Origin of the sequence: Streptomyces lydicus, from assembly GCF_001729485.1 — a bacterium.
Classification (GTDB): Bacteria; Actinomycetota; Actinomycetes; order Streptomycetales; family Streptomycetaceae; genus Streptomyces; species Streptomyces lydicus_D.
Genome location: NZ_CP017157.1, coordinates 7,077,375 through 7,102,819, shown reverse-complemented (window position 1 = coordinate 7,102,819; position 25,445 = coordinate 7,077,375). Strand labels below are relative to the sequence as shown.

Annotated in this window: 28 protein-coding genes; 22 read left to right on the top strand and 6 right to left on the bottom strand. The window is 72.1% G+C overall.

All coding sequences use genetic code 11. The features are described 5' to 3' along the window. Positions 1–23: 23 nt before the first annotated feature. The 3 genes from SL103_RS30780 to SL103_RS30770 all read left to right on the top strand — a co-directional run bounded on the left by SL103_RS30780 (position 24) and on the right by SL103_RS30770 (position 2,784). The gene (locus tag SL103_RS30780; RefSeq protein ID WP_069572235.1) at positions 24–785 is read left to right on the top strand and encodes an IclR family transcriptional regulator; all 762 of its coding nucleotides are present in this window, start codon (positions 24–26) and stop codon (positions 783–785) included. After that, complete coding sequence (locus SL103_RS30775) at positions 782–1,192, top strand: RidA family protein (protein ID WP_069572234.1); 411 nt, start codon at positions 782–784, stop codon at positions 1,190–1,192. The genes SL103_RS30780 and SL103_RS30775 overlap by 4 nt, the downstream gene beginning before the upstream one ends. A 128-nt stretch (positions 1,193–1,320) precedes the next feature. Further along, positions 1,321–2,784 (top strand): GntP family permease, encoded by a 1,464-nt coding sequence (locus SL103_RS30770; RefSeq protein WP_069572233.1) that lies wholly within the window; start codon positions 1,321–1,323, stop codon positions 2,782–2,784. Between the two features lie 68 nt (positions 2,785–2,852). Here SL103_RS30770 and SL103_RS30765 read toward each other — a convergent pair whose 3' ends face one another. Further along, entirely contained in the window at positions 2,853–3,341 is a 489-nt protein-coding gene (locus SL103_RS30765; RefSeq protein ID WP_069572232.1) for a hypothetical protein, read from the bottom strand. 271 nt (positions 3,342–3,612) lie between these two features. On the opposite strand from SL103_RS30765, the gene SL103_RS30760 reads away from it, so the two are divergent. Together SL103_RS30760 and SL103_RS30755 are read left to right on the top strand one after the other, a co-directional pair. Continuing rightward, positions 3,613–4,464, top strand: coding sequence for a helix-turn-helix domain-containing protein (locus SL103_RS30760; RefSeq protein WP_069572231.1), 852 nt, complete (start codon positions 3,613–3,615; stop codon positions 4,462–4,464). 10 nt (positions 4,465–4,474) lie between these two features. Then, positions 4,475–4,666, top strand: coding sequence for a hypothetical protein (locus tag SL103_RS30755; RefSeq protein WP_069572230.1), 192 nt, complete (start codon positions 4,475–4,477; stop codon positions 4,664–4,666). A gap of 71 nt (positions 4,667–4,737) precedes the next feature. Here SL103_RS30755 and SL103_RS30750 read toward each other — a convergent pair whose 3' ends face one another. Beyond that, positions 4,738–6,081, bottom strand: coding sequence for a M14 family metallopeptidase (locus tag SL103_RS30750; RefSeq protein WP_079146063.1), 1,344 nt, complete (start codon positions 6,079–6,081; stop codon positions 4,738–4,740). 247 nt (positions 6,082–6,328) lie between these two features. Between SL103_RS30750 and SL103_RS30745 the strand changes: the two genes are divergently transcribed. Further along, positions 6,329–7,204, top strand: coding sequence for a trypsin-like peptidase domain-containing protein (locus SL103_RS30745; protein ID WP_069572228.1), 876 nt, complete (start codon positions 6,329–6,331; stop codon positions 7,202–7,204). Between the two features lie 100 nt (positions 7,205–7,304). On the opposite strand, the gene SL103_RS30740 is transcribed toward SL103_RS30745, so the two are convergent. Further along, positions 7,305–8,360, bottom strand: a complete 1,056-nt coding sequence (locus SL103_RS30740) for a chitinase (protein ID WP_069572227.1) — start codon at positions 8,358–8,360, stop codon at positions 7,305–7,307. Between the two features lie 311 nt (positions 8,361–8,671). Between SL103_RS30740 and SL103_RS30735 the strand changes: the two genes are divergently transcribed. The 13 genes from SL103_RS30735 to SL103_RS30680 all read left to right on the top strand — a co-directional run bounded on the left by SL103_RS30735 (position 8,672) and on the right by SL103_RS30680 (position 19,778). After that, on the top strand, positions 8,672–10,180 hold the full coding sequence (locus tag SL103_RS30735) for a hypothetical protein (RefSeq protein WP_069572226.1): 1,509 nt from the start codon (positions 8,672–8,674) through the stop codon (positions 10,178–10,180). An 83-nt stretch (positions 10,181–10,263) separates the two neighbouring features. Further along, the gene (gene cpaB, locus SL103_RS30730; protein WP_208870000.1) at positions 10,264–10,980 is read left to right on the top strand and encodes a Flp pilus assembly protein CpaB; all 717 of its coding nucleotides are present in this window, start codon (positions 10,264–10,266) and stop codon (positions 10,978–10,980) included. A gap of 13 nt (positions 10,981–10,993) precedes the next feature. Next, the gene (locus SL103_RS30725; protein WP_069572224.1) at positions 10,994–12,427 is read left to right on the top strand and encodes an AAA family ATPase; all 1,434 of its coding nucleotides are present in this window, start codon (positions 10,994–10,996) and stop codon (positions 12,425–12,427) included. A gap of 3 nt (positions 12,428–12,430) precedes the next feature. Then, positions 12,431–12,814, top strand: a complete 384-nt coding sequence (locus SL103_RS39005; RefSeq protein ID WP_069572223.1) for a TadE/TadG family type IV pilus assembly protein — start codon at positions 12,431–12,433, stop codon at positions 12,812–12,814. Next, the gene (locus SL103_RS30715) at positions 12,811–13,278 is read left to right on the top strand and encodes a TadE family protein (RefSeq protein ID WP_069572222.1); all 468 of its coding nucleotides are present in this window, start codon (positions 12,811–12,813) and stop codon (positions 13,276–13,278) included. Before SL103_RS39005 ends, SL103_RS30715 begins: the two co-directional genes overlap by 4 nt. Next, positions 13,275–14,615 carry a CpaF family protein gene (locus tag SL103_RS30710; RefSeq protein ID WP_069572221.1) on the top strand — a complete coding sequence of 447 codons (1,341 nt, stop codon included), beginning with the start codon at positions 13,275–13,277 and terminating at the stop codon, positions 14,613–14,615. The genes SL103_RS30715 and SL103_RS30710 overlap by 4 nt, the downstream gene beginning before the upstream one ends. Positions 14,616–14,658: 43 nt before the next feature. Continuing rightward, the gene (locus SL103_RS30705; RefSeq protein ID WP_069572220.1) at positions 14,659–15,597 is read left to right on the top strand and encodes a type II secretion system F family protein; all 939 of its coding nucleotides are present in this window, start codon (positions 14,659–14,661) and stop codon (positions 15,595–15,597) included. An 8-nt stretch (positions 15,598–15,605) separates the two neighbouring features. Continuing rightward, positions 15,606–16,499: a DUF5936 domain-containing protein gene (locus tag SL103_RS30700; RefSeq protein WP_033266258.1), complete on the top strand. Its 894-nt coding sequence runs from the start codon at positions 15,606–15,608 to the stop codon at positions 16,497–16,499. Between the two features lie 444 nt (positions 16,500–16,943). Continuing rightward, positions 16,944–17,108: a membrane protein gene (locus SL103_RS38120; RefSeq protein ID WP_033266190.1), complete on the top strand. Its 165-nt coding sequence runs from the start codon at positions 16,944–16,946 to the stop codon at positions 17,106–17,108. A gap of 20 nt (positions 17,109–17,128) precedes the next feature. Beyond that, entirely contained in the window at positions 17,129–17,845 is a 717-nt protein-coding gene (locus tag SL103_RS30695; protein WP_069572219.1) for a pilus assembly protein TadG-related protein, read from the top strand. Between the two features lie 61 nt (positions 17,846–17,906). Beyond that, positions 17,907–18,491, top strand: a complete 585-nt coding sequence (locus tag SL103_RS30690; RefSeq protein WP_069572218.1) for a hypothetical protein — start codon at positions 17,907–17,909, stop codon at positions 18,489–18,491. A gap of 11 nt (positions 18,492–18,502) precedes the next feature. Beyond that, positions 18,503–19,141: an OmpA family protein gene (locus SL103_RS30685; RefSeq protein WP_069572217.1), complete on the top strand. Its 639-nt coding sequence runs from the start codon at positions 18,503–18,505 to the stop codon at positions 19,139–19,141. A gap of 55 nt (positions 19,142–19,196) precedes the next feature. Beyond that, positions 19,197–19,778, top strand: coding sequence for a TetR/AcrR family transcriptional regulator (locus SL103_RS30680; RefSeq protein WP_069572216.1), 582 nt, complete (start codon positions 19,197–19,199; stop codon positions 19,776–19,778). 40 nt (positions 19,779–19,818) lie between these two features. Here SL103_RS30680 and SL103_RS30675 read toward each other — a convergent pair whose 3' ends face one another. Beyond that, positions 19,819–21,069, bottom strand: coding sequence for an MFS transporter (locus tag SL103_RS30675; RefSeq protein WP_432215411.1), 1,251 nt, complete (start codon positions 21,067–21,069; stop codon positions 19,819–19,821). A gap of 271 nt (positions 21,070–21,340) precedes the next feature. Between SL103_RS30675 and SL103_RS30670 the strand changes: the two genes are divergently transcribed. After that, a complete protein-coding gene (locus tag SL103_RS30670) occupies positions 21,341–21,700 on the top strand; it encodes an ArsR/SmtB family transcription factor (protein ID WP_069574254.1) in 360 nt (119 codons plus the stop codon). 19 nt (positions 21,701–21,719) lie between these two features. On the opposite strand, the gene SL103_RS30665 is transcribed toward SL103_RS30670, so the two are convergent. Further along, on the bottom strand, positions 21,720–22,115 hold the full coding sequence (locus SL103_RS30665; RefSeq protein WP_069572215.1) for a DUF192 domain-containing protein: 396 nt from the start codon (positions 22,113–22,115) through the stop codon (positions 21,720–21,722). Between the two features lie 74 nt (positions 22,116–22,189). Between SL103_RS30665 and SL103_RS30660 the strand changes: the two genes are divergently transcribed. Further along, complete coding sequence (locus SL103_RS30660; protein ID WP_099055473.1) at positions 22,190–22,924, top strand: prepilin peptidase; 735 nt, start codon at positions 22,190–22,192, stop codon at positions 22,922–22,924. A gap of 269 nt (positions 22,925–23,193) precedes the next feature. Here SL103_RS30660 and mgrA read toward each other — a convergent pair whose 3' ends face one another. Then, on the bottom strand, positions 23,194–24,225 hold the full coding sequence (mgrA, locus tag SL103_RS30655; RefSeq protein WP_069572213.1) for an L-glyceraldehyde 3-phosphate reductase: 1,032 nt from the start codon (positions 24,223–24,225) through the stop codon (positions 23,194–23,196). A gap of 140 nt (positions 24,226–24,365) precedes the next feature. Between mgrA and SL103_RS30650 the strand changes: the two genes are divergently transcribed. Next, a complete protein-coding gene (locus tag SL103_RS30650) occupies positions 24,366–25,145 on the top strand; it encodes an isoprenyl transferase (protein ID WP_069572212.1) in 780 nt (259 codons plus the stop codon). Positions 25,146–25,445 lie beyond the last annotated feature (300 nt).

Here is a 25,445-nt window from a genome sequence, read left to right as displayed (position 1 = left end):
GCCGGGCGGAACGAGGTGCCGGCATGAGCCAGACCGTCGACCGGGCGCTGAGCATCCTGCCGCTGCTCGCCGAGGGGCCCGCCGACCTGGGACAGGTCGCCGACCGCCTGGGCGTCCACAAGTCCACCGCGCTGCGGCTGTTGCGCACCCTGCACGAACACGGACTGGTCTACCGCCAGCCCGACCAGCGCTACCGCCTGGGCGCCCGGCTCTTCGCGCTCGCCCAGGAGGCCGTCGAGAACCTCGACGTACGCGACATCGCCCACCCCCACCTCGTCGAACTCAACGAGAAGTGCGGCCACACCGTCCACCTCGCCGTCCACGAGGAGAACGAGGTCCTCTACATCGACAAGGTCGAGAGCCGCTACCCGGTCCGGATGTACTCCCGGATCGGCAAGCCCGTCGCGATCACCGTCGCCGCGGTCGCCAAGCTGCTCCTCGCCGACCTGCCCGAGCCCGAACGCCGCGCCCTCGCGGAGAAGCTCGACTACCCCCCCTACACGGCCCGTTCGACCCCGCACGCCGCGGCCTTCCTCGCCGAGCTGGCCACCGTGCGCGAACAGGGCTGGGCCACCGACCTCGGTGGTCACGAGGAGTCCATCAACTGCGTCGCGGCACCCATCCGCGGGGCGGACGGCCGGGCGGTCGCCGCCATGTCGGTCTCCGCGCCCAGCGTCGTCGTCAGCGCCGATGAACTCCTCAAACTGCTCCCGCTGGTGCGCCGCACGGCCGACGCCATCAGCCGGGAGTACTCCGGCAAGACCCCACCAAAGGACACCGCATGACGGACAAGATCGCGCTCACCCCCACGACCCACACCACTCCGCCGGCGAAGTTCTCCCACGGGGTGAAGAAGGGCAACGTCCTCCAGGTCGCCGGCCAGGTCGGCTTCCTGCCCGCCGTCGAGGGCCAGGCCCCCACCCCGGCCGGCCCCACCCTGCGCGAGCAGACCCTGCAGACCCTGGCCAACGTCCAGGCCATCCTCGAAGAGGGCGGCGCCACCTGGGACGACGCGATGATGATCCGCGTCTACCTCACGGACGTGGACCACTTCGCCGAGATGAACGAGATCTACAACGCCTACTTCGAGGAGCAGGGCCTCAAGGAGGCCCCGGCCGCCCGCACGACCGTCTACGTCGGGCTGCCCAAGGGCCTGCTCATCGAGATCGACGCCCTCGCGGTCCTGAGCTGAGCCACCGCCTGTGCCGTTAGGACGTCCGCACCACCAGCCGTACGGCACGGCGCCCCGCACCGGCGGGTCGCCGTGCCGCGGTCCCCCCTACCCGGAAACATCCAGCTGCCAGACAACGGAGTCCGCTCATGCTGCTTGCCGCCCCGGTCCCCACCCCACCGCCGCCACCCCACACCGGCGGCCTGCTCGCCCTCATACCGGGCACGGCGGGCCTGCTGACGGTCGCCGCCCTCGGCATCGCGCTCCTCCTCGTACTGATCATCAAGGTCCGGCTGCAGCCGTTCGTCGCGCTGCTCGGTGTCTCCATCGCGGTCGGCCTGGCCGCCGGCCTGTCCGTCACCGAACTCTTCGGCACGGTCCAGAAGTCCGACGCCGTCTCGCTCATCGAGACCGGCATGGGCGGCATCCTCGGCCACGTCGCCATCATCATCGGCCTGGGCACCATGCTCGGCGCGATCCTGGAGGTCTCCGGCGGCGCCGAGGTGCTGAGCGCCCGGCTGCTCCGGCTCTTCGGCGAGAAGCGCGCCCCGCTGGCGATGGGCATGACCGGCCTGATCTTCGGCATCCCGGTCTTCTTCGACGTCGGCATCTTCGTCCTCGCGCCGCTCGTCTACGCGGCGGCCAGGAAGTCCGGCAAGTCGATCCTGCTGTACTGCATGCCGCTGCTCGCGGGCCTGTCCATGACCCATGCCTTCCTGCCGCCGCACCCCGGTCCGGTCGCCGCCGCCGGCCTCTTCAAGGTCGACCTGGGCTGGATCATCCTCATGGGCCTCGTCTGCGGCATCCCGGCCGTGCTCGCCGCCTGGGGCTACGCGGCCTGGATCGGCAAGCGCCTGTTCGTCGAGGTGCCGCAGGACATGGTCGAGGCCGCCGACGAGGCCAGGGCCGCGGTGGCCGCCGAGAAGCCCGACGCGCACGAGCAGCCGGTCCCGCTCGGCACCGTCCTCGCCATCATCGGCACCCCGCTGCTCCTCATCCTGCTGGCGACCTTCTCCTCCATCGCGCTGCCCCGGTCCGCCGGCCGCTCGGTCATCGAGTTCTTCGGGCACCCCTTCGTCGCCCTGACGATCGCCCTGCTGATGGCGTACTACCTGCTGGGCATCCGCCGCGGCTGGTCGCGCAGGTCCCTGGAGACGGTCTCCACCGCCTCCCTCAAGCCGGTCGGCAACATCCTGCTCGTGGTCGGCGCCGGCGGCATCTTCGGCGCCGTCCTCAAGGGCAGCGGCGTGGCCACCGCCCTGTCCGACACCTTCCACGACGTCGGCCTGCCCGTCGTCGTCCTCGCCTACCTCCTCTCCCTCGTGCTGCGCGTGGCCCAGGGCTCGGCGACGGTCGCCATCGTCACCACCGCCGGCATCGTCGTCCCCCTCGTCGAGGGCCAGGGCATGTCCCAGGCCCACCTCGCGCTGATCATCATGGCCATCTCGGCAGGCTCGATCTTCGCCTCGCACGTCAACGACGGCGGCTTCTGGATGGTGGCCAAGTACTTCGGCATCACCGAGCGGGACACCCTCAAGTCCTGGACGGTCCTGGAATCCGTCCTCTCGGTCGCCGGTTTCGCGGTGGCGGCGCTGGTGAGCCTGGTCGTCTAGGCGCCGGTCGCGGCATCTCGTCCACCGACGCGCAGGGGGCGCCCGACACATTCGGCGCCCTCTACGCGTCACGCCGCACGCCCGTATGCCCGCGCCCCTGCACGCGGCAGGACGGCCCACATCCGCGTCCCGTCGCCGGGCTCCCGCGCCGCCCCGAACCCCCACTCACCGTCACAGGCGTGCATCACGCAGGCGAGCAGCATAAGCAGAGACCGGCGCCTGCCGTCGCAGGCCGCCGCGAGACGGCGGTGGGTATGGCGCGGGTGTCCGTCGTAGAGGCTGATGCGCAGCGCGTCGTCGCGATAGCGCAGCGACAGATAGACGCTGTCGGACGGCGTGAACAGGCAGGCGGACGCGGCGAGTTCACCGATCACCTGGATCGCGGCGGCGGTCACGTCGTACAGGCCGTGCGCCTCCAGAATCGTACGGGCGGCGGACCGCGCGACGGCCGGACTGGCGAGCGCGGCGGGAAGGGTGAGGCTGTAAGCCAGGTTCTCCGGCACGCGAGGTGTGCGGATGTCGAGGGGGTGCGGACAGGCGGACACGGCTTCGGGCATGACAACTCGCCTTGCATTAGGGGTGGTTGCTGATGCGGCAGCCGGTGGCCTGTCTCCCTGGCGCGAGCCCGCCCCTCCCAGGGCAGGAGGACGCGGGCAGGCTCGCGCGATGCGCTTCCGACTGCGTAGTGCGTAAGCGTTGCGTTACTGACTGTAGGAGTGGCGGGTCACAGTGTCCACCTCGTTAAGGGGTAATTACCCCCAGGCGTGATGGACTGGCGTGGCAGCGCAGAGGCAGACTGACCCCGATCACTGCGCGAGGAGGGGCCGCATGCCGACCAGGACCACACCAACGGTGCGCCAGCAGCGGCTTGGTGCCGAACTGCGCAAGATGCGTCTCGCTGCCGGGGTCACCACCGAGTACGCCGCAGGGCTGTTGGGCATCGACCGGACGCGGATCTCCAATATGGAGGGTGGCGTCAGGGCCGTCTCCCCTGACCGTGTGCGCACTCTGGCCTGCAACTACGCCTGCCCGGACGAGTCGTACGTCGAAGCCCTGGTGGCCATGGCCGCGAACCGGGAGCGCGGCTGGTGGGAGAGGTACCGGGGCACGCTCGCCGCCGGCATGCTGGACATCGCGGAGCTCGAATGGCATGCCGTGCGCATCAACACAACGCAGACAGTCCATGTTCCGGGGCTGTGCCAGACCGAGGACTACGCCCGCGCTGTCTTTACCGCCGTCTTGCCGCCGCCGACACGGCTCGAAGTCGAATTGCGGGTCGCCCACCGAATGGAGCGCCAGCAGGTCTTCGAGCGGCCTGAGCCGCTCACCTACGTGGCGTACGTCCACGAGGCGGCGCTTCGCATGAGGTTCGGCGGAGCAGACGCGATGCGTCGTCAGCTCAGGCATTTGTGCCACACGTCCGAACGCGACGGTATCGACGTGCGGGTCCTCCCGGTGGATGCGGGCACATTCCCCGGTGCTGGACATGCTCTCCTGTATGCCGAAGGCATCGTTCCGCAGCTCGACACCGTGCAGCTGGACTCTGCCCACGGCCCGGAATTCACGCACGCCGAAGCTCAGCTTGCGAAGTACCGCGCCCACCTTGACTGGATGGACAACGCGTCGCTGTCGGCCACGGCTTCCCGTGACTTCATCCGCAACATCGAGCGCTCACTCTAGGAAGGTCACCATGCGAGACATCAACTGGGAAGACCCTTACTGCGGCGAAGGCAACAACTGCTTCCGCATAGGTACCGATGACCAGGGCAACGCCTATATCGCGGTGGCGGGCGCCGAGGACGCCTACGTCAGCGACACCGGCGAGGCGCTCCGCACGCTCATCCGCGAAATAAAGGCCGGCAAGGCGGATCACCTGCTCTAGGCACCTGCCCCGGGCGCGGCGGGCCGCGTCGTGGTGGACGCGGCCCGCCTTTCGTCCCGGCAGCGGGCGAGTCAACTGCCGTGGCAGTACTGCTGCTCCTTGCCGATCGCGCGGTAGGGGCAGTCGGCGATCTCCGCCAGTTGCAGCACCGCCTCGCGGTTGCGGGCGGTCTCCTTCGGGATCACCGAGTCCTTCGGGTAGAAGCCGCCGGAGCCGAAGGACGACGGGTACATCTCGAAGGTGTACGCGAAGATCCGCTGGTCACCCCACAGCCAGTCGTCGATCGCGCCGTCGGTGATGTAGAGCTCGCTGGACTGCTCGGGGGTGTAGCCGTTGGTGGCGGCCATCTTCTTGCCGAGGGTGGCGAAGGTGTCGTGCTCGTCCTGGGTCATGCCGGGGCCGGTCTCGTCGTAGGTGAAGCCGAAGGGCCACAGGACGAGTTCGCTGTAGGTGTGGAAGTCGATGGCGGTCTTGATCTGTTGCTTGCCGCCGACGATCCGGCTGCGGACGAACTTCGAGACGACCTGGACCTCGGGGGCGGAGGCGGGGGAGGGGCCGCGGTAGGTCTCGTCGCCCGGGTCGCCGGAGGAGCCGTCGCAGCAGCCCCACTTGAAGTCCCAGTTGCGGTTGAGGTCGGTGCCGACCCGGCTGCTGCCGGCGTTGGGCTGGCGGTTCTTGCGCCAGCTGCGGAACGAGCCGGTGGCGATGTCGTAGGCGCCGCCGTCCGGGTTCAGGTCCGGGATGATCCAGATCTCGCGGGAGTCCAGGAGCTTGGTGATCCGGGCGTCGGTGCCGTACTTCGAGGTGAGCTCGCCCAGCAGGTAGAGGGCCATCTCGACGGTGAGGTGTTCGCGGGCGTGCTGGTGGGCCGTGAACAGGACCTCGGGCTCGTTCTCGTCCTTGGCGACGTTCTTGCTGACCTTCAGGGCGAGGATGTCGCGGCCTTCGTGCGAGGTGCCGATGACCTGCTTGCTGAGCAGCGTCGGGTACTTGGCGACGAGGCCGTCGATCTCCTTCGTGGCCTCGGCGTAGGTGTGGTAGCCGGTGTAGCCCCGCGGGAAGTCCCCGGCCCGGATGCCCGGCGCGGCCGGCGCGGCGCCCGGCGGGTCGGGCAACTGCCGCAGCCGGTAGCCGAGTCGGCGGACGGCGGCGGCCTGGGCGCGGTCGGCGGTGAGGACCACCGCCCGGGCGTGCACCTCGTCGACGGAGGCACCGGTGGCGGCGAGGGCGGTACGGGCCGCGGGGGTGGCGGGGCCGGACACCTCGTACTGATGCGGGAGTTCGGGGTGTGCCGTGGCGCGGGGGCCGTCCGCGGGGGCGGCCCGGTCCTGGGCGGCGGCTATCGGGGCGGCGAGCGCGAGGGAGAGGAGGGCGGCGAGGGCGGTGGTCCGTCCGCCGCGGAGACGTGGTCGCATGCGTTCTCCTGTGGGGTGGTGAGGCGAAGCGACGGCGTCAGTGTTCGGGCATTGGCATGGTCGGGTCAAGGCGTTCCACGGCCATGTGCGGGCCGTCGTGGCGGTGGCCGCGCGGCGCGGGAATCCGGCAACTTCCCATCTTTTCAAGGAAATTCATTGCCCAGCCGGGGCCAGGCGCTGACAATGCGCACGACAAAACCGAAGGTTCCTCAAGGGCCTTCGGCACATGAGTTGAGAGGACCCCCACATGAACAGACCTCTCGTCGGCACCCTGGCCACGGTCGTCCTGGGAGCCGCAGCCCTGGTGGGCACCGTCGGAACGGCCCAGGCGGCGCCGCAGCAAACGGCCGGGCACCCCGCCCGGCACCAGGTCAAGGCGGTGGACTTCGCCGGTACCGTCGCGCTGAGCAACTGCTCCGGTTCCGTCGTGCGGATGCCCACCTCGCAGCCGAACGACCCGGCCCTGGTGATGTCCAACGGCCACTGTCTGGAAAGCGGTATGCCCGGCCCCGGCGAGGTGATCGTCAACCAGCCGTCCAGCCGCAGCTTCACGCTCCTCGACAAGTCGGCCGGCCGGCTGGGCACCATCAGGGCGACCAAGGTCGCCTACGCCACCATGACCGACACCGATGTGACGCTCTACCAGACCGGCTCGACGTACGCCCAGATCGAGCAGAAGTACGGGATCAAGGCGCTGGAGCTGGCCACCACGCACCCGGCCGCGGGCGCCGGGATCAGCGTGGTCTCCGGCTACTGGAAGAAGATCTACACCTGCAGGATCGACGGGTTCGTGCCCACCCTCAAGGAGGGCGACTGGACCTGGAAGGACTCCGTCCGCTACACCCCGGAGTGCAAGACCATAGGCGGGACGTCCGGCTCGCCGGTGATCGACACCGCCACCGGCAAGGTCACGGCGATCAACAACACGGGCAACGAGGACGGCGAGAGGTGCACCGTCAACAACCCGTGCGAGGTCGACGAGAACGGCAACGTCACCGTGCACCAGGGCACCAACTACGCGGAGGAGACGTACGGGATCCCCAAGTGCTTCGGTGCCGGCAACAAGCTGGACCTGAACGCGGCCGGGTGCGCGCTGCCCAAGCCGGCGGCCACCCGTAACTGAACCGCCCCCCTCAGGGCGCCAGGTCCCGCGCACGGGGTGCGCGGGACCTGGCTGGTGGGGGGTGGCGCTGCGGGCCCCTACGGGGCCGGCCCGGGGTTTGTCAGGGCAGGTCGTGGACGTGGGCGCCCACCTGGCCGGCGATCTCGTTGCCGCCCGCGGCGTCCCAGTTGGTGGACCAGGTCATCGCGCCGCGCAGGTCCGGGTAGGTCTTCGGCGGCTTGAAGGAGCCGCAGTTGGTGCCCCGCGTCAGGCAGTCCAGCGCCGCGTTGACGACGGACGGGGGGACGTGGCCGCTGCCGGCCGCACCCGACGACGCCGGGACGCCGATGCCGACCTGGGACGGATCGAGGCCGCCCGTCAGCTGGACGCAGGCCAGCGAGGTCAGGAAGTCGACCGAGCCCTGGGCGTAGACCTTGCCGTCGCAGCCGTTCATCGCACCGCTGTTGTAGTACTGCATGTTCACGACGGTCAGGAAGTCCTTGATCCCCAGGGCCGTCTTGAAGTACGCGTTCTGCGGGGACTGCATGTCGACGGTCTGCGGGGCCATGGTCACCACGACGTCGCCGTGCGCGGCGTGCAGCTCCTTGAGGGCCTTGGTCATGTACGTCGCGTCGAGGCCGTTCTCCAGGTCGATGTCGACCCCGTTGAAGCCGTAGGTGTCCATGAGCTTGCCGACCGAGTCGGCGAAGTTCCGGGCGGACGCGTCGTCGTTGACGGACACCGCGCCCTTCTCGCCGCCGACGGAGAGGATCACCGACTTCCCGGCCGCCTGCTTGGCCTTGATGTCCGCCGTGAAGTCGTCGACGGAGCCGTAGCCGACGGCCGGGTCGAGGGTGAAGGTGACGGCGCCCGGTTGACCGGCCGCCTCGGCGAAGGAGACCGCGATGATGTCGTAGGCGTCGTCGACGTCCTTCAGCTTCTGCACGGTGGCGCCGTTGTCGAAGTTCTGCCAGTAGCCGGTGAGGGCGTGCTTCGGGACGGCGGCGCCCCCGGCGCGGGCGGCGGGCGGGGCGGGAGGTGCCTCGGCCGCGCCGGCGGTGCCGGCGGCGAGGACGCCCGCCGCGGTCAGCACCGCGGCGGCCGTCCCGGCGAGCAGCCGTCTACCGGTCTTCCGCCCGGCTTTGCGTGCGGCTCTTCCTGATCGTGCGCGAACCACGACTGCCTCCGTGTGGGGGGGAGTTGGGGGGTGGTACGGATACGCGCTCGGGGGCCCCGCGCTTGCCGTACAACGTGGTCCAGACCATTGGCCCTGTCAAGGGGTGCGCCGGAAGCGGGTGTTCCCTTGAGGGGCGCCCGGGAGAAAACGGAATTTCCCTCCGGGACGAGGGAGATGACGAGTAGCCCAGAACGTGTTCTCCGGGACGTATCTCTGTGGATAAAGTGCTGAGCGTATGGCGCCGATGGCGCAGAGCTGTGCCGATCCGCGGTCCCGGGGCCCCCGGAGGCCGGAGGAAGTGGGGGAGCGACGTGCCGACCGCGATTGCAGTCACCAGCCCTGACCTTGCGCTGCCCTCCCCCCACCTCTCAGCCTCGTTCGAGCAGGGCGGTGCCTCCGTCGACCGGCAGACCCCCGCCGCCGTGGTCCTGCCGGCCCCGCACCTCCAGCCGCTGGACGACGCCCTGACGGAGACCAGCGCGGTGCTGGAACACCACGGCCATCTCGTCGCGCTCTACTCCTCCGCCTGCCCTCCCGAGCACATCCGCCGGCTGCACACCCTGCGCGCCGTCCTCGAGAGCGACCGGATCGCCATCCTGCCGGTGCCGCTGCCGCCGCTGGGGGTGGCGCTGCTCGCCCGCCAGTTGCGGCAGCTGTCGCAGTGCGACCTCAGCCCCGGGGTGCTGGCCAGCGCGGCGCGGCTGCTGACCCACTACATCCACGCGGGCGCCCTGCTGGGCAGCGTCAGCGGTCTGGACCGGATCGAGGTCGATCTGCGCTCCCACGTGAAGTCCTGGCTGCCCGGGGCGCACTTCGCGGTGCTGGCCAACCCCGAGCCGCAGCTGCTGCACGTGGACCGGCACAGCACCGGGGCCGGCCTGCCGGGGCCCGGCTTCGCCACCCACCTCGCCGTGGCCCGCGGCCAGCTCAACGCCGAGTGGGTGACCGGGGCGCTCGCCCCGGCGTGGCGGGTGCAGGCGGCGTACGAGGCCCGGCTGCCGGCCGAGTCCGCCCGCTGGTGGGGCACCCAGAAGCTGATCGAGTTCGCCGCGGCCATCCCGGACCTGTCGGTCCTGCACCAGCTGGTGGCGTCCGTACGGCGCGAGCGGTGCGGCTGGTGCGGGCTGGAACTCCTGGGCGACCGCTGCGCGTTCTGCGCTGCGCCGCTGGCACGGGACCGGGCCCCGCGCGGCGGCGGCTCCTCCGAGCGCGGCCCCGCGGCCATAGCGGGGACCGGGCGGACGGCGGAGCACGGCCCGGAGCGGGGAACGGCGCAGGCGCTGGAGCCGGGAGCCACCGAGCGGGGGCTCGCGCCGGTGGCCCCGTCGGGCGTACCCGGCGTCCCGAGCGCTACGGATGCCATGGGCGTGACGGATGCCATGGGCGTGACGGGAGCGACGGGCGTGACGGGAGCGACGGGCGTGACGGGTCCGGCGGGTGCGACAGGCGCCACGGACATGACCGGTGCCACGGACCTCACCCCCGGCGCCCCGCTGCCGCCCGCTCCGGGAAACCCGCCCGCTCCGGGAAACCCGTCCGCTCCGGGAAACCCGTCCGCTCCGGGAAACCCGCCTGCTCCGGGAAACCCGCCTGCTCCGGGAAACCCGTACGGGCCCGGCCGTTCCGCGCAGGTGAACGTGTACGGGCCCGGGCAGCCCGTGTCCGGGAACCCGTACGGGTCGGGTCATCCCGTGCCGGGGAACCCCTACGCGGCGGACGGGCCCCGGATCCCCGGCCGCCGGGACCTGCCCGGCCACCCCGACTTCGCCCCTGAACCCGATGTCGCCGGCCGCCCGCGGACGGTGGCCCGCGTGCGCTGAGACCGTCCCGTCCGGCCGCCCCGACCGTCCCCGGCGACCGGCCCCGCCCCACCGTCCCCCGTCCCGATCGAGGTCCCTCCCCCATGAACTCACGCCAGCGCCGCGGAGTGATCCTGCTGCTCCTGTCGGTCCTCTGCGCGATCGCTGCGTTCGTCGGCGTGCTGTCGGTGATCAAGAACGTCGAGTCCAAGGTCGGTCCCGAGAAGACCGCCTACCGGCTGAAGACGGACGTCGCCGCCTATAAAGCGCTGGATCCCGGGCAGTTCGAGAAGGTGACGATGCCGCAGCGCTGGCTGCCACCGACCGCCGTGACCGATCTGGACAAGGTCAGCGGCAAGATCGCGGTGACGCCCCTGAAGAAGGGGTCGCTGCTCCAGGAGGACATGATCGTCGAGCGGCCCGCGCTCAAGGCCGGGCAGCAGGAGATCGCCATCATGATCGACGCGGCCACCGGTGTCGCCGGGAAGATCAACCCCGGGGCACGGGTGAACATCTACGCCACCTTCGAGGGCAAGCGACCCGAGGACAAGCCGGTCTCCAAGGTCATCGTCGTCGGGGCCCAGGTCATCGACGTCGGCAAGCTGACGCCGCTGGAGGCCAAGGACCCCGGCTCCACCACCACGGGCCGGCAGGCCGGCGAGGCGGTCCCGATCACCTTCGCGCTGAACACCCAGGACGCCCAACGGGTCGCCTACGCCGAGTCCTTCGCCTCCCACGTACGGCTGGCCCTGCTCGCCCCCGGCAGCGCGGCCGGCGTCCCGCCCGGCCAGCGCACGTACACCCTCGACGGCGACAAGTGACCCGGAGACCCAGGTGACCATCCGTATCCTCCCGGCGGTCGGCGACCCGGACGCCGCCCGCACGGTGTCGGCGCTGCTGAGCCAGCTGCCGGACGCCGAACCCGCGCCCGCCGTCGCCGACTCGACCGCACTGGTCGACGCGCTGGCCGCCGCCGTCCAGGGGGCCGGCGCCGCGGCCCCGGCCGCCGCCGTCGAGGCGCTGCCCGAGGTCGTGCTGGTCCACGAGCGGATCGGTCCGACGCCGGCGCTGGAGCTGATCCGCGAGGTGGCGCTGCGCTTCCCCGCCGTCGGCGTCGTACTGATCACCGCCGACGCCGGGCCCGCGCTGTTCTCCGCGGCGATGGACGCCGGCGCCCGCGGCATCGTCGGACTCCCGCTCGGTTACGACGAGTTGGCCGCCCGGGTGCAGGCCGCCGCCCAGTGGTCCGCGGGCGTACGGGTGCACCTGGGGGGAAACCCGGACGCGGTGCCCGGGCCGAGCGGCACGCTGGTGACCGTGACCGGCGCCAAGGGCGGGGTCGGCACCACCGTCACCGCCGTCCACCTGGCGCTGGCCGCGCGGGCCGCCGGCCGCAGCGTCGCCCTGGTGGACCTCGATCTGCAGTCCGGTGACGTGGCCTCCTATCTGGACGTGCAGTTCCGCCGCTCGGTCGTCGACCTGGCCGGTATCTCGGACATCTCCGTACGGGTCCTCCAGGACGCGGTGCACGACCACCACACCGGCCTCGGGCTGCTGCTGGCGCCGGAGGAGGGCGAGCGCGGCGAGGAGGTCGACGACCGGGCGGCCCGCCAGATCATCGGCGCGCTGCGCTCCCGCTACGAAGTGGTGCTGGTCGACTGCGGGTCCCAGATGCAGTCCGCGAACGCCGCGGCCGTCGAACTCGCCGATGTGGCGCTGCTGGTGACCACCCCGGACGTGGTGGCCGTACGGGCCGCCAAGCGGCAGGTGCGGCTGTGGGACCGGCTCCAGATCCGCAAGGCGGAGGAGACCACGACGGTCGTCAACCGGCTGACCCGCAACACCGAGATCCAGCCGTCGCTGGTCGCCAAGGCCACCGGCACCCAGATGGCCCGCACCCACGTCCCGGCCGCCTTCAAGGAGCTCCAGCCCTGCGTCGACGCCGGCCGGATGCAGGACCTGGACGGCCGGTCGACGGTCAAGCAGGCGCTGTGGGCGCTGGCGGGCGAACTGGGGCTGGTCGACGCGCCGGCCGCCCGCCAGGGCCGCGGCAGCCACCGGGCGCGCCCCTCGCTGACCGGGCGCAAGCGCAAGGCCATAACGCCGGGGGCGGCTCCCGGTTCCGGGACGGGTCCGGGTCCGGCCCCGGGGGCGGTCTCCGGGTCCGGGGCGGGTTCCGGCTCCCGGTTCGGGGCGCGGCGGGGCTCCGCCGCGGCGGCCGGCGGCCCGGGGCCGTTCGACCCGGCCGGCCCCTACGAGGAGGGCTGAGCGGTGCGGCGCCCGCTGGGCGGCAACGACCGGGGGCAGGTCTCCGTGGAGTTCATGGGGCTGCTCCCGCTGATCCTGCTGGTCCTCGTCCTGCTGTGGCAGTGCGTGCTGGTCGGGTACACCTACTCGCTCGCCGCGCACGCCGCGGACCGGGGCGCGCGGGCCGCCACCGCCCTGGAGGGCGGCGGGGCGGGCGCCTGCCAAACCGCCGCCGAGGGACAGGTGCCGTCCGCCTGGCGCGCGGATGCCGAGGCCACCTGCGTGCCCGGCGCCGGCCTGTGGAAGGCCACCGTCCGGATTTCGGTGCCGGTGCTTTTCCCCGGCGCCGACGTCTTCCACTGGCGGGTCACCGGCACGGCCGGCGCCGCGAAGGAGGCCCGAGGATGAGCACCGTCGGCAGCGCCGTACGCACCGCCGCCCGGCCCCGCCGGCGGCCGCACCGCCACGACCGCGACCGCGGCCAGGTGTCCGTCGAATTCCTCGGTTTCCTGCCGATCCTGCTGGTCGTCGCGCTGGCCGTGGTCCAGCTCGGCCTGGCCGCGTACGCCGTCCAGCAGGCCGGCACCGGAGCCCGGGCCGCGGCCCGCACCGCCTCGATGGACCCGGCCGACCGCGAGACCGATCCGCGCAGCGCCGGCCTGGCCGCGATGAGCGGCTGGGTGGCGCGCGGCGCGGGCATCACGGTGAGCGAGGGCGGCGACGAGGCCCGGGCCACCGCCCGGGTGCGCATCCCGTCCGTCGTCCCCGGCATCGACGACTTCGGCCCCGCCACCCGCAGCGCCACCATGCCCCGCACCGCCACACCCCGCGCGCTCGGACCGCGTACGGACGAAGGAGCAGCCCCGCGATGAGTCTGAAAGCCCGGATCGTCGCGCCCGAATCGGCCGGGGAGGCGCGCCACGACAGCCATATGGTCGCCAGCTACCGCGCCAAGCTGCTGGAGGAGATCGACCTCGCCGAGATGTCCTCGCTGGCCGCGGCCGAACGCCGCTCGCGGCTGGAGCGGGTGCTGGGCCACATCATCAGCCGCGAGGGTCCGGTGCTGTCCACCGCCGAACGCGCCCAGCTCATCCGGCGGGTGGTCGACGAGGCGCTGGGCCTGGGCGTCCTGGAGCCGCTGCTGGAGGACGCCTCGGTCACCGAGATCATGGTCAACGGCCCGGACCAGGTGTACGTGGAGCGGTCCGGCCGGGTCGAGCTGGTCCCGGTCCGCTTCGCCTCGCACGAGCAGCTGATGCAGACCATCGAGCGGATCGTCTCCACCGTCAACCGCCGCGTCGACGAGTCCAATCCGATGGTCGACGCCCGGCTGCCGTCCGGCGAGCGCGTCAACGTCATCATCCCGCCGCTCGCCCTGAACGGCGCCACTCTCACCATCCGCCGCTTCCCCCGCGCCTACACCCTCGCCGAGCTCATCGGCATGGGCACCCTCGACGAGCAGATGCTGATGCTGCTGGCGGGACTGGTGCGCGCCAAGTTCAACGTGGTGGTCTCCGGAGCCACCGGCGCCGGCAAGACCACGCTCCTCAACGCGCTCTCCGGCCTGATCCCGGACGGGGAGCGGATCATCACCGTCGAGGACGCCGCCGAGCTCCAGCTCCAGCAGTCCCACGTCATCCGGCTGGAGTCCCGCCCGCCCAACGTGGAGGGCAAGGGCCGGATCACCATCCGCGACCTCGTACGCAACTCCCTGCGCATGCGCCCCGACCGCATCATCGTCGGTGAGGTGCGCGGCGGTGAGACCCTCGACATGCTCCAGGCGATGTCCACCGGCCACGACGGGTCGCTCGCCACCGTGCACGCCAACAGCGCCGAGGACGCCCTGATGCGGCTGCAGACCCTGGCCTCCATGTCGGACGTCAAGATCCCCTTCGAGGCGCTGCGGGACCAGATCAACAGCGCCGTCGACTGCATCGTCCAGCTCACCCGGCACGCCGACGGCTCCCGTCGGATCAGCGAGATCGCCCTCCTCGACTCGCGCGGCCACGAGGACTACCGGATCGCGACGGTCGGCCGCTACGACGCCGAACCGATGGGCGCCGACCGCGTCGTGCACGGCCGCTTCCGCTACTTCCCGCTGCCCCGCCGGGTCGCCGAACGCCTCTTCATGGCCAGCGAGCCGGTCCCGCCCGCCTTCGGCGTGGCGGCCACCGACGCCCAGCTCGCCACCCGGCAGGCCACCTCATGACCGGCCGGGCCCTGACCACCGCCGCCGGGGGACTGATCACGCCATGAACCACCTCGCCCTGCTCACCGTCGGGGCCACGCTGCTGTGCGGGGTGCTCGCCATCGCCGGCGTACGGACCTACGCCGCCGGGCGCGCCCAGCGGCAGGCCGTCGTGGACCGGCTCGCCGACGAGCGCGGGCTGCCGGTGACCGGCCGGCGCCGCCGCTTCCCCTCCGTCGACCGGACCCTGCGCGCCACCCGCTTCGGCCGCCGGCTCGCCCTGCGGCTGACCGCGACCGGCCTGGACGTCACCCCCGGCGAGTTCTTCGTCGCCATGCTCGGGGCGGTCCTCGCGCTGTGGCTGATCGCCCAGGCCACCCTCGCCCCCTTCTTCGGCCCGATCGCGGCGCTGGTCGCTGTCTGGGCGGCCTTCGCCTTCCTCAACTGGCAGCGGCAGAAGCGGATCGAGAAGTTCATCAACCAGCTGCCCGAGCTCTCCCGGATCCTCGCCAACGCCACCCAGGCCGGCCTGGCGCTGCGGACCGCGCTGGGCATGGCGGCCGAGGAGCTGGAGGCGCCGGCGGGTGAGGAGCTGGCCAAGGTCTCCGCCAAGCTGGCGGTCGGCCACTCCATCGACGACGCGCTCGGCGAGCTGGCCGAGCGCCTCCCCTCCCGCGAACTGGTCGTCCTGGTCACCACCCTGGTGCTCTCCAACCGCGCCGGAGGCACCGTCGTCGGCTCGCTGCGCAACCTCACCAAGACCCTGGAGGAGCGCAAGGAGACCCGCCGCGAGGTCCGCACCCAGCTCTCCCAGGTCGTGGTCACCGCCTACGTCGTCCCGCTGCTCGGCATCGGCACCCTGCTGCTGATGAACCGCATCGCGCCGGGCGCCATCGACCGGATGACCTCCTCCTTCCTCGGTCAGCTCGCGGTGGTGGCGGCCTTCGTGCTGTACGGGCTCGGCTTCTTCTTCATCCGCCGCCTCTCCAAGATCGACGTCTAGGCATGGGTATGGGAATCGGAATTCTGCTGGCCGCGGCCTTCGCCCTCTCCGTCGTCGGCATCTGCTGCGGCATCGCCCTCTACCGCCGCGAGGCCCGGCTGCCACCCGATCTGGCGCTGTCGCTGGAGGTCGGCGCGACGCGTACGACGGCCGTCGGCTCGGCCGTGGACCGTGCCGGGATGCGTTACGCCCCGTTGGTCCTGCGGCTGATGGGGGACAAGCGGACCGCCCGCATCCGCCGCCGCATCGACCTGGCCGGCAACCCTGGCGGGCTGACCGTCGACCGGTACGCCGCCCGCCGCGCGGTCTACGGCCTCCTCGGTTTCGTCGGCGCGCTGGTGATGTTCCTGCGCGGCCAGCCGGTGCTCGGCGTCCTGATGGTGCTCTTCGGCCTGTTCTGGAACGAGGTCGGCATCTGGGCGGCCATCCGCCAGCGCAAGGACACCATCGAACGCACCCTTCCGGACTTTCTGGACGTACTGGCGGTCGTCGTCAGCGCGGGCCTGAGCTTCCGGCAGGCACTGGACCGGGTCGCGGAGAAGTACGAGGGCCCCTGGGCCGATGAACTCCGCATCACGCTCCGGCAGATGGACATGGGCGTCAGCCGCCGCGCCGCCTTCGACGAACTGCGCAAACGCAACGACTCCGAGCAGGTGGCGCAGTTCGTCACCGCCCTCCAGCAGGGCGAGGAGCTGGGCTCACCGATCGTCGAGACGCTGATCCAGATCGCCAACGACATGCGCCGTACGGACGCCCAGAACGCCCGGCGCCGCGCCGCCCGGGCGGTCCCCAAGGCCACCATGGTCGTCACCACGTTCATGGTTCCGGCCACGATGATCCTGCTCATCGCCGGTTTCTTCCTCGGCTCGGGCACCAACTTCGGTTCCCTGATGGGTGACTGAGGTGCCGCACCTGCTGCTCGGCCACGGCACCTGAGGAGCGGTGCGGTGCGGGGTGTCGGGTCGCTGCAGGACCGGCCGGATGCGGCCGCCGTACCGCCCGCTTCCCGTCAACGCCTTCGCAGGAGCAACGAGTTGTGTCACAGTGGGTGGACCGGTGGTCGGCCGAGCGCCACGGCGCCCGGCACCGGTGGGTCCGCAGGGGCGACGGAACGGGACGGTGTCCCGGAGGGGGAGCGGGGGTGGACAGGGTGCGGCTGAGTGGCCGAAACGCGCCGTTGTGCGATCCGCCGGTGTCCCCGAAAGAGGATTGGGTACGGAAGCCCTGTTCCAGGACCACCGTTCCGGCGTACTTTTCTCGTGTCATGAGCGCGGTCGACCGCGCCGGCACCACGGGGGCAGACCAGCCGGACCGGAGCGGTACGGCCGCCCATGGAGGGGAAGACGATGGCGAAGCGGGTTTTGGGGAACGACCGGGGACAGACCTCGATCGAGTACCTCGGCATCATCGCGGTGGTCGTGGCGATCGTTCTGGTCCTGTCGACCACGGACTTCGGCAGTCAGATCGCCAATGCCATCGCCAACAAGATCTCCGACGTCGTCGGAATCTAGGCCGTAGCGCCGCCACCGCCGTGACGGCCACACGCACGCGCCGCAGCGGGCGCGACGCCGGGCAGGCTTTCCCGCTCTACATCGTGGCGGTCGGGGGCCTGCTCTTTCTCGCGCTCGCCTTCTTCGCCGTCGGGCAGGCGGCGGCCACCCGCAACGGCGCGCAGACCGCCGCCGACGCGGCCGCGCTCGCCGCCGGCCAGAAGTACCGCGACCTGCTGACCCAGGACCTGCTGGACGGGCTCCGCGACGGGAGTTACGAGAGCGACCGGGCCGCCTGGGAGGACCTGCTGAACGGGCGCGGCGCGCTGTCCCCGGCGGCCTGCGAGAACGCGAGCTGGTTCGCCGGGCGCAACGACGCCCGGGTCGACGCCTGCACACCGGACTCCTGGCCGACGTCCTTCGACGTCACGGTCACCACCCGCAAGGCGGTGGGCCGTTCGGTCATTCCCGCGACCAGCAGCGCGCACGGCCAGGCGGAGGCGAAGGCCGTCGTCGGTCCCCGCTGCACGGTGGCACCCGCCACCGGGGACGACGGCGGGAAGGGCGACGGCGGCGGAACGGACGAGAAGGGGGGCAAGGGGAGCAAGGGGGGCGACGGCGGCAAGGACGGCAAGGACGGCCCCGGTTCCGCCCCCGTCACGCTCCGCTGCGACGGCAAGGAGTGGACGCTCGACCCCGCCCACCTCCAGGACCTGCCCGACGCCTCCGACCTGTTCTCCGTACGGCTGGCCCACTGACCGCGCACCGACCACCACACCGACCCGCACCGGGCACACGACGATCGAAGGAATCGCATCCATGAGCATTCGGCGCACCACGAAGGCCGCCAGGGGAGCGGTCGCCATGGCGAGCGCTGTCGGCCTGGCTCTCGTCGTGGCCGGCTGCGGTGGCGGCGGTGACGGCGGCGGGCAGGCGGACGGCAAGCACCCGCCGTCCCGCAGCGCCACCCCCAAGGACGGCGGCCCCGGCACCCCGGCGGCCGACTCCAGCAAGGTGATCGGCGAGATGAAGGGGGCCGACGGCATCGTGGTCACCCTGAACTCTGTCGTCCGGGACTCCGGAGGCTTCGTCACCGTCAGCGGTACGGTCGCCAACCACGGCACCCGCGCCTTCAACGCCATCGACTGGCGTTCCAACGAGACCGAGCTGCGCTCCCGTTCCTCCATCTCCGGGGCCACCCTCGTCGACAAGGCGGGCAAGAAGCGCTATCTGGTGCTGCGCGACACCAACGGCGAATGCCTGTGCACGACCGGCCTGAGCGGTCTGATGCCGGGCGCCAGCCGCCCGATCTTCGCCCAGTTCCCGGCGCCGCCGGCCAAGGTGACCGAGGTCGACTTCCAGCTGCCGACCATGCCGCCGGCCAGCGTGCAGATCACGGACTGAGCGGGCAGCCGATGACCGCGACCCAGACGCCCCGTGCCCCTCGCGCGCCCCGAGCGACCCGCAGCGCCGTCGCCGGCGCCGTCGCGCTGCTGCTGACCGCCGCCCTGTCGGTCCCGGCCGCGCACGCCGACCCGCCGGGGATGACCGAGGACTCCAGCCCCCCGGTCAGGATCGACGCCAACGACCCCGACCTGCGGATGGTCCAGGGCGCCAAGCTCGCCCCGTCCAAGGTGCTCAACATCAAGTCGATCGTGGAGACCGACGACGGCTCCGAGCGGCGGCAGGACACCAACGACAACGTGACGTTCTCGCTCCAGGCGGAGGTGCTCTTCGGCAAGGACAGCGCCGAGCTGACCCCGGACGCGCTCTCCCGCATCGGGACCATCGCCGCCGAGATCAAGAAGCAGAACGCCACCAGCCTGCGGGTGTTCGGCTTCACCGACAACCTCGGGTCGGCGAGCCACGGTCTGGTGCTGTCCAGGAAGCGCGCCAACGCCGTGCAGCAGGAGCTGGCCAAGGACCTCGGTTCCTCGGTGAGCTTCCAGATCCGCGGCTACGGCGAGCAGTACCCGATCGCCGACAACAGCACCGAGGAAGGTCGCAAGAAAAACCGCCGGGTCGAGGTCAGCTTCCCGCGCGCCGGGTCGTGAACCGGCAGCGGCTCGGTATTGGACCGATCGATCCAAAAAATGGTAGCGTGCCGCCATGGCACGGCCCAGGAAGTTCGACGAGGCGCGGGCGGTGGACGCCGCGATGGAGGCGTTCTGGGCCGCCGGCTACGAGGCGACGTCCACCCAGGACCTGTGCGACGCCACGGGCCTGGGCCGCAGCAGCATCTACAACACGTTCAAGAGCAAGCACGACCTCTTCGAACGGTCCCTGGCCCGCTACATGGAGCGCAGGAACGGCGAACTCGCCGCGCTCCTGGCGGGCGAGCTGCCCGCCCGCCAGAAGATCCGCGCGCTGCTCCAGCGGGTGATCGACGAGGAGTGCGCGGAGGACGCGGACGGCCGGGGCTGCCTGGTCGTCAACTCCTGCATCGAGGTGGCGGCCCACGACCCCGCCGTCGCCGCCTCGTTGGAGCGGGACTACGGCGTACGGCTGGAAGCGCTCCGCACGGTGATCGAGTCCGGCCGGCGTGCCGGCGACCTCACCCGTGACCGGGACGCCGGCACCCTCGCCCACCTCGTCATCGCCACCATCGGCGGACTCCGGGTCTCCGCGCGCGCCGGCGTCGACCGCGCCGCCCTGGAGGCGGTCGCGGACGCGGCCCTCGCCGCCTTCTGACCGCCGCGGCGCACGCGGCCGCGCCCGGGGCGCCGTTCGGCTACCGCGCGTCCCCGCCCCGCAGGGCCACCAGCGCCGCCCCCGCCGCCGCGAGGGCGGCGACGGCGAGGCCGAAGAGGGTGGCGGCCGTCGGGAGACCGAGGGCGTCGCTGAGGTAGCCGTCGGCGACGGGGAGGACGCCGGCGAGGAGGTAACCGCCCGCGTTCAGGGCCGCGTTGGCCTCCGCGCGGCGGTGCGCCGGGACCTCGCGGCTCAGCAGCGTCAGCCCGCCCAGCTGCCCGGCGCCCTGCCCCGCGCCGGCCAGGACCACCGAGGCGAGCAGCGGCGCCAGGGCCCCGGTGTGGATCGCGGTGACCAGGGCCAGGGTGGCGGAGACGGTGGCCGCGCCGGAGACGAGCAGGACGGTGCGGACCGCCGGCCGGCGCAGCGCGAACTGCACCCCGGTCGCGGACAGGAACATCGCCAGCGCCATGCCGCCCGCCAGCGCGCGGTTCGACGTACCGAGCAGCCCGGTCAGCAGGGACGGCCCCAGCGAGAGGACGAACGCGGTGGCGCTGATGCCCGGGGCGAACCCGGCCAGCCCCAGCGCGAGATGGCGGCGGTTGGCCCGGGGGACGGCCGGCAGTCGCACCCAGGAACCGGAGGAGCCGGCGGCCGCGGCGGCGCCGCGCCCCGGTCGGCTGCGGGGCAGCGGCATCCGCGCCACCACCGCCAACGCCGTTGCCAGCAGGACCGCTTCGACGCCGAAGACGGTGACGGTCGGGGCGGGCGCGGTCTCCGAGAGCACCCCGGCCAGTACGGGGCCGAGCCCGGCGCCCAGCACCATCGCCGTGGAGGCCAGCAGCGGACCGAGGGCCCGTCCGGCGGCGAGATCGGTGACGGCGGCCATCCCGGCCGACACCGCGGCGCCGGTGGCGATCCCGGTCAGCAGGCGGGCCACGGCCAGCGCGGCCACCGAGGGTGCGGTGGCGTAGACGAGGCAGGCGACGATGCCCAGCAGCAGCGCCGGCACCAGGACCGGCTTGCGGCCGAGGCGGTCCGAGGCGACGCCCGCCACCAGCAGCGAGCCGAGCAGTCCGACCACGTACGCGGCGTAGACGAGCGTCAACGTGCCCGAACCGAAGCCGAGTTGCCGCTGCCAGACCCCGTACAGCGGCATCGCCGCATTCGACAGGACGAAGAGCGCGACCACCGGCCAGGCGGCGAACCAGATCTCGCGGACGGGCGGCACCGGCGCCGCGACTGCCGCCGGCGCGGGCCGGGTCACGGGTGCCGTGCGGGGTGCGGGCACGGGTGGCGTACGGGTTTCGGTCATCGGGTCCCCTCCTCCGGTCTGTACGAGTTACTTCGTACAAGCGGTACGAGAAGATTCGTACAGGCAATGGTAGTACGATGCAAGTCGTACAGCGGATCGCGTGGCCGAGAGGGAGGAGCAGCGGATGTCGTCCACCGCGGCGAAGGGAACCGGGAAGGCAGGCGCCACCGGGAAGGCGGGCGAGGCCGAGCGGGTGAGCGGAACCGCACACTCGGGCGGCTCCGAAAAGGCGGGCGGCGGGCGCCCGTTGCGGCTCGACCCGGCCGCGCTGCAGCGGCCCGTGCCGCCCGGCGCGCCCGAACCGTTGGCGGAGCCCGACCGCGACGCGCTGCGGCTGGAAGTCGTCATGGGCGCGCTGAGCGACCCGCTCCGGATGCGCATCGTGCGCACGCTCCTGCTGGAGTCCGAGGCGTTCGACCACACCTGCGGCTGGTTCGGCCTCGACCGCCCCAAGTCCTCGCTCACCCACCACTTCCGGGCGCTGCGCGAGGCCGGCCTGATCCGGCAGCGCCAGTACGGCCTGGAGCGGCGCAGCCACGTCCGGGTCGCTGACCTGGAGGCGCGGTTCCCCGGCCTGCTGGGCCTGGTCGCCGACTGGCAGGAGTGACCGGCCGGGCGACGGGGCGTCAGCCCTGAGGGGGTGCGTCCGGGGGCGGGGGCGCGCCGTCCTGCCCGGCCGCTTCGAGACGCAGCCGCAGCCCGCGGCGCAGGCCCCACCGCGCCATCGCGCCGGCCTCCGCCTCCAGGACGTGCCGGGCGCGGAGCCGGGGGAGCCCCAGCCGACCCGGCGGCATCGTCCGTACGCCCAGCACGGTGAAGTCCCGCCCCAGATAGGCCACATCGATCGCGAACCGCATCCGGAAGGTGTGCACCCCGCTCGCCGGGGTCAGCAGCAGCGCCCCCGCGATGCCGTCGCGGCCCAGCAGCCCGCGGGTACGGGCGCGGTAGGACGCCGCGATCTCCACCGGAACGGCGCAGTCCGCACCGTGCAACATCCCCGGACCGTTCTCCCACCGCGCCATGCCGGCGTTCTATCAGTTCCGGCCCCTTCCCGGTCCGCCCACCCCGGCCCGCCGGCACGCTCTAGGGTCGACGGGTGCCACTGACGCTGATGGTTCTCGCCGCCGCCTACGGGGCCGCCGTCGGGCTGCTCCTGCCGCGGCCCGCCTACCGGATGGCCGTCGAGCCGGAGGAGGAGTGGCGCGCCCGGTGCCCCGGCGGGCATCCGCTCACCGGCGCGGCACGCGGCTGGCTCGGCCCGGGGCGCTGTCCGGACTGCGGGGTCTACGGGCCCGCCGCGCTGCCGGCGGCGACCGCGACGGCGCTGGTCTGCGCCTCCCTCGCGGCGGCCACCGGCCCGCGGCCGGAACTCGTCGCCTGGCTGGTGATGGCGCCGCTCGCACTGCTGATGGTGACCGTCGACTGGCGGGTCCGGCGGCTCCCGGACGTACTGACGCTGCCGCTCGCGGCGACCGGGGCGGGGGTGCTGGGGCTCGTCGCGCTGCTCACCGGCGAGACCGCGGCCTGGCGCCGGGCCCTGCTGGCCGGTCTGCTCCTCGCCGGCTTCTACCTGCTGCTGTACGTGATCAACCGGTCGGGGCTCGGACTGGGCGACGTCAAGCTGGCCGCCGGTCTGGGGGTCGCCCTTGGGTGGTACGGCTGGCGCACGCTGGTCACCGGGGGAGCGGCGGGGGTGCTGCTCGGCGCGCTCTACGGCGCGGGACTGGTGCTCGCCCGGCGCGGGGGCCGGGAAACCCCCATGCCACTGGGTCCCTTCATGATCGGCGGGGCATTCGGCGGTCTGCTCCTGGGGGCCGCCGCGGCGCCCTGAGCCGGTGGCGCGCGGGACCGTTCCGGGCGACCCCGTACGCTCCGGGCCGCCCGAGCCACGCCACAGCGCGCCGGTGCGCGCACCACGCCTTCCGCGGGGTTATGGTGGAAACCCCCCCTCGGGCCGGTCCGTATCCCCCCCACGGACCGGCCCGCTTTTTCTTGCCCGGGGCCGACCCGGGGTTCTCCCGGCGGCGCCCCGGGATTCTCCGGGGGCGGCCCCGGCGCTCCCCTACGGCAGCGGCCGGGCCACCGGGGCGGCAGCCGTCGTCACCGCCGGGCCCAGATGTTCACGCCGTCCGTGGTCCGCGCGAACTCGTCGATCTCGGCCAGTTCCGCATCCGTGAGCGCGGGCGCGTCCAGCGCGGCGATGTTGGCCTCCAGCTGGGCGACGCTGCTGGCGCCGATGAGGGCGGAGGTCATGCGCTCGTCGCGCAGCACCCAGCAGAGCGCGAGCTGCGCCAGGGACTGCTTGCGGCGGGCGGCGATCTCGTTCAGCCCGCGCAGCCGGCGGACCACCTCGTCGGACAGCAGCTTCGGGTCCAGCGACTTGCCCTGGGCGGCGCGGGAGCCCTCGGGGATGCCGTTGAGGTACTTGTCCGTGAGCATGCCCTGGGCCAGCGGGGCGAACGAGATGCAGCCCATCCCCTCGTCCTCCAGGGTGTCCAGCAGCTCGTCGTCCTCGGTCCAGCGGTTGATCATCGAGTACGAGGGCTGGTGGATCAGGGCCGGTACGCCCATGCCGCGCAGGATGCCGGCCGCCTGGCGGGTCTGCTCGGCGTTGTAGGACGAGACGCCGACGTAGAGGGCCTTGCCCTGCTGGACGGCGGAGGCCAGGGCACCCATCGTCTCCTCGAGCGGGGTGTCCGGGTCGAAGCGGTGCGAGTAGAAGATATCGACGTAATCGACGCCCATCCGCTTCAGTGACGCATCCAACGACGAGAGGAGATATTTCCGCGAACCCCATTCGCCGTAGGGACCGGGGTGCATCAGATATCCGGCCTTCGTGGAGAGAATGATCTCGTCGCGGTAGCCCCGGAAGTCCTGCGCGAAGATCTTTCCGAAGTTCAGCTCGGCGGAGCCGGGCGGCGGGCCGTAGTTGTTGGCCAGATCGAAGTGGGTGACGCCCAGGTCGAAGGCGCGGCGCAGGATGGCTCGCTGGGAGCTCAGGGTGCGGTCGTCCCCGAAGTTGTGCCACAGTCCAAGGGAGATAGCGGGGAGTTTGAGTCCGCTGCGACCCGTTCGCCGGTACTTCATCGAGTCGTAGCGGGAATCCGCGGCGCGGTAGTCGGTGCCAGTCATGCTCATCTCCCTATCACGTACTTGTGACCTACCTGATTGGGCTGTCGCGACGGCCGAGAAGTAAAGTTGCCCACTTGAGGCGACGGGGCGACCGCCATTGGCACGGAGGGGCTGGACCATACATGCTGCGATCTTCCGGGATGCGCATCCCGTATCCGCCTGCACTGCGCAATCTCGTTTACCGGCTGTACGCGCGGCGGGTGGAGGGTCGCCTGGATCACACCCAGGTGCCCAAGCACATCGGCGTCATCCTGGACGGCAACCGGCGCTGGGCGCGGGCCGACGGGCGGACGACCGAGCAGGGCCACCAGGCGGGTGCGGCCAAGATCAGCGAGTTGCTGGGCTGGTGCGAGGAGACGGATGTCGAGGTCGTCACGCTCTGGCTGCTGTCGACGGACAACCTCGACCGGCCCGAGGGCGAGCTGAAGCCGCTGCTGGGCATCATCGAGAACACCGTGCGGGACCTGGCCGCCGACGGCCGCTGGCGGGTGCACCACGTCGGCAACCGTGACCTGCTCCCGGAAGCCACCCAGCGGGTGCTCAAGGATTCCGAGCAGGCCACCCTCGACAACCGCGGCGTCCTGGTGAACGTGGCCGTGGGCTACGGCGGCCGGCAGGAGATCGCCGACGCGGTGCGCTCGCTGCTGCTGGACCACGCCGAGCGCGGCACGTCCTTCGAGGAACTGGCCGAGATCGTCGACATCGACCTCATCTCGGAGCACCTCTACACCCGCGGCCAGCCGGACCCGGACCTGGTCATCCGCACCAGCGGTGAGCAGCGGCTCTCCGGCTTCATGCTGTGGCAGAGCGCTCATTCGGAGTACTACTTCTGCGAGGTTTTCTGGCCGGCCTTCCGAAAGGTCGACTTCCTCCGCGCGCTGCGCGACTACGCGGCCCGGCACCGCCGCTACGGCTTCTAGGCGCTGTAGGCCCCGCACCGGCCCGCCGCGGTGCGCGGCCGCCCCCCCCGGCGCATACGGCGGCCGGGGGGCCGGCCGGCCCCACGCCCCCGTGACCGGGGGCTTTTTGACGCCTCCTCGCCCCGGGGCCCGGCCGGCCCGGAGCGCGCCGCCCGGCGATCACGCGTTACCAAAGGTTCATCGACCGTGCGTCATGTGCCGTGGCATGGCGACGGGGGTTCGAGGGAATATCCCTTCCAGGTCGGCGTCCGGAACAAGCCATCGGGCGCCGCATCTCAGCGGACGGCATCGGGCCGTCCG

Bases quoted from the DNA above. Each gene is read 5' to 3' on its own strand.
- SL103_RS30780 (WP_069572235.1), top strand. From the start codon at position 24: ATGAGCCAGACCGTCGACCGGGCGCTGAGCATCCTGCCGCTGCTCGCC.
- SL103_RS30775 (WP_069572234.1), top strand. From the start codon at position 782: ATGACGGACAAGATCGCGCTCACCCCCACGACCCACACCACTCCGCCG.
- SL103_RS30770 (WP_069572233.1), top strand. From the start codon at position 1,321: ATGCTGCTTGCCGCCCCGGTCCCCACCCCACCGCCGCCACCCCACACC.
- SL103_RS30765 (WP_069572232.1), bottom strand. From the start codon at position 3,341: ATGCCCGAAGCCGTGTCCGCCTGTCCGCACCCCCTCGACATCCGCACA.
- SL103_RS30760 (WP_069572231.1), top strand. From the start codon at position 3,613: ATGCCGACCAGGACCACACCAACGGTGCGCCAGCAGCGGCTTGGTGCC.
- SL103_RS30755 (WP_069572230.1), top strand. From the start codon at position 4,475: ATGCGAGACATCAACTGGGAAGACCCTTACTGCGGCGAAGGCAACAAC.
- SL103_RS30750 (WP_079146063.1), bottom strand. From the start codon at position 6,081: ATGCGACCACGTCTCCGCGGCGGACGGACCACCGCCCTCGCCGCCCTC.
- SL103_RS30745 (WP_069572228.1), top strand. From the start codon at position 6,329: ATGAACAGACCTCTCGTCGGCACCCTGGCCACGGTCGTCCTGGGAGCC.
- cpaB (WP_208870000.1), top strand. From the start codon at position 10,264: ATGAACTCACGCCAGCGCCGCGGAGTGATCCTGCTGCTCCTGTCGGTC.
- SL103_RS30715 (WP_069572222.1), top strand. From the start codon at position 12,811: ATGAGCACCGTCGGCAGCGCCGTACGCACCGCCGCCCGGCCCCGCCGG.
- SL103_RS30710 (WP_069572221.1), top strand. From the start codon at position 13,275: ATGAGTCTGAAAGCCCGGATCGTCGCGCCCGAATCGGCCGGGGAGGCG.
- SL103_RS30705 (WP_069572220.1), top strand. From the start codon at position 14,659: ATGAACCACCTCGCCCTGCTCACCGTCGGGGCCACGCTGCTGTGCGGG.
- SL103_RS30700 (WP_033266258.1), top strand. From the start codon at position 15,606: ATGGGAATCGGAATTCTGCTGGCCGCGGCCTTCGCCCTCTCCGTCGTC.
- SL103_RS38120 (WP_033266190.1), top strand. From the start codon at position 16,944: ATGGCGAAGCGGGTTTTGGGGAACGACCGGGGACAGACCTCGATCGAG.
- SL103_RS30690 (WP_069572218.1), top strand. From the start codon at position 17,907: ATGAGCATTCGGCGCACCACGAAGGCCGCCAGGGGAGCGGTCGCCATG.
- SL103_RS30685 (WP_069572217.1), top strand. From the start codon at position 18,503: ATGACCGCGACCCAGACGCCCCGTGCCCCTCGCGCGCCCCGAGCGACC.
- SL103_RS30680 (WP_069572216.1), top strand. From the start codon at position 19,197: ATGGCACGGCCCAGGAAGTTCGACGAGGCGCGGGCGGTGGACGCCGCG.
- SL103_RS30665 (WP_069572215.1), bottom strand. From the start codon at position 22,115: ATGGCGCGGTGGGAGAACGGTCCGGGGATGTTGCACGGTGCGGACTGC.
- mgrA (WP_069572213.1), bottom strand. From the start codon at position 24,225: ATGACTGGCACCGACTACCGCGCCGCGGATTCCCGCTACGACTCGATG.
- SL103_RS30650 (WP_069572212.1), top strand. From the start codon at position 24,366: ATGCGCATCCCGTATCCGCCTGCACTGCGCAATCTCGTTTACCGGCTG.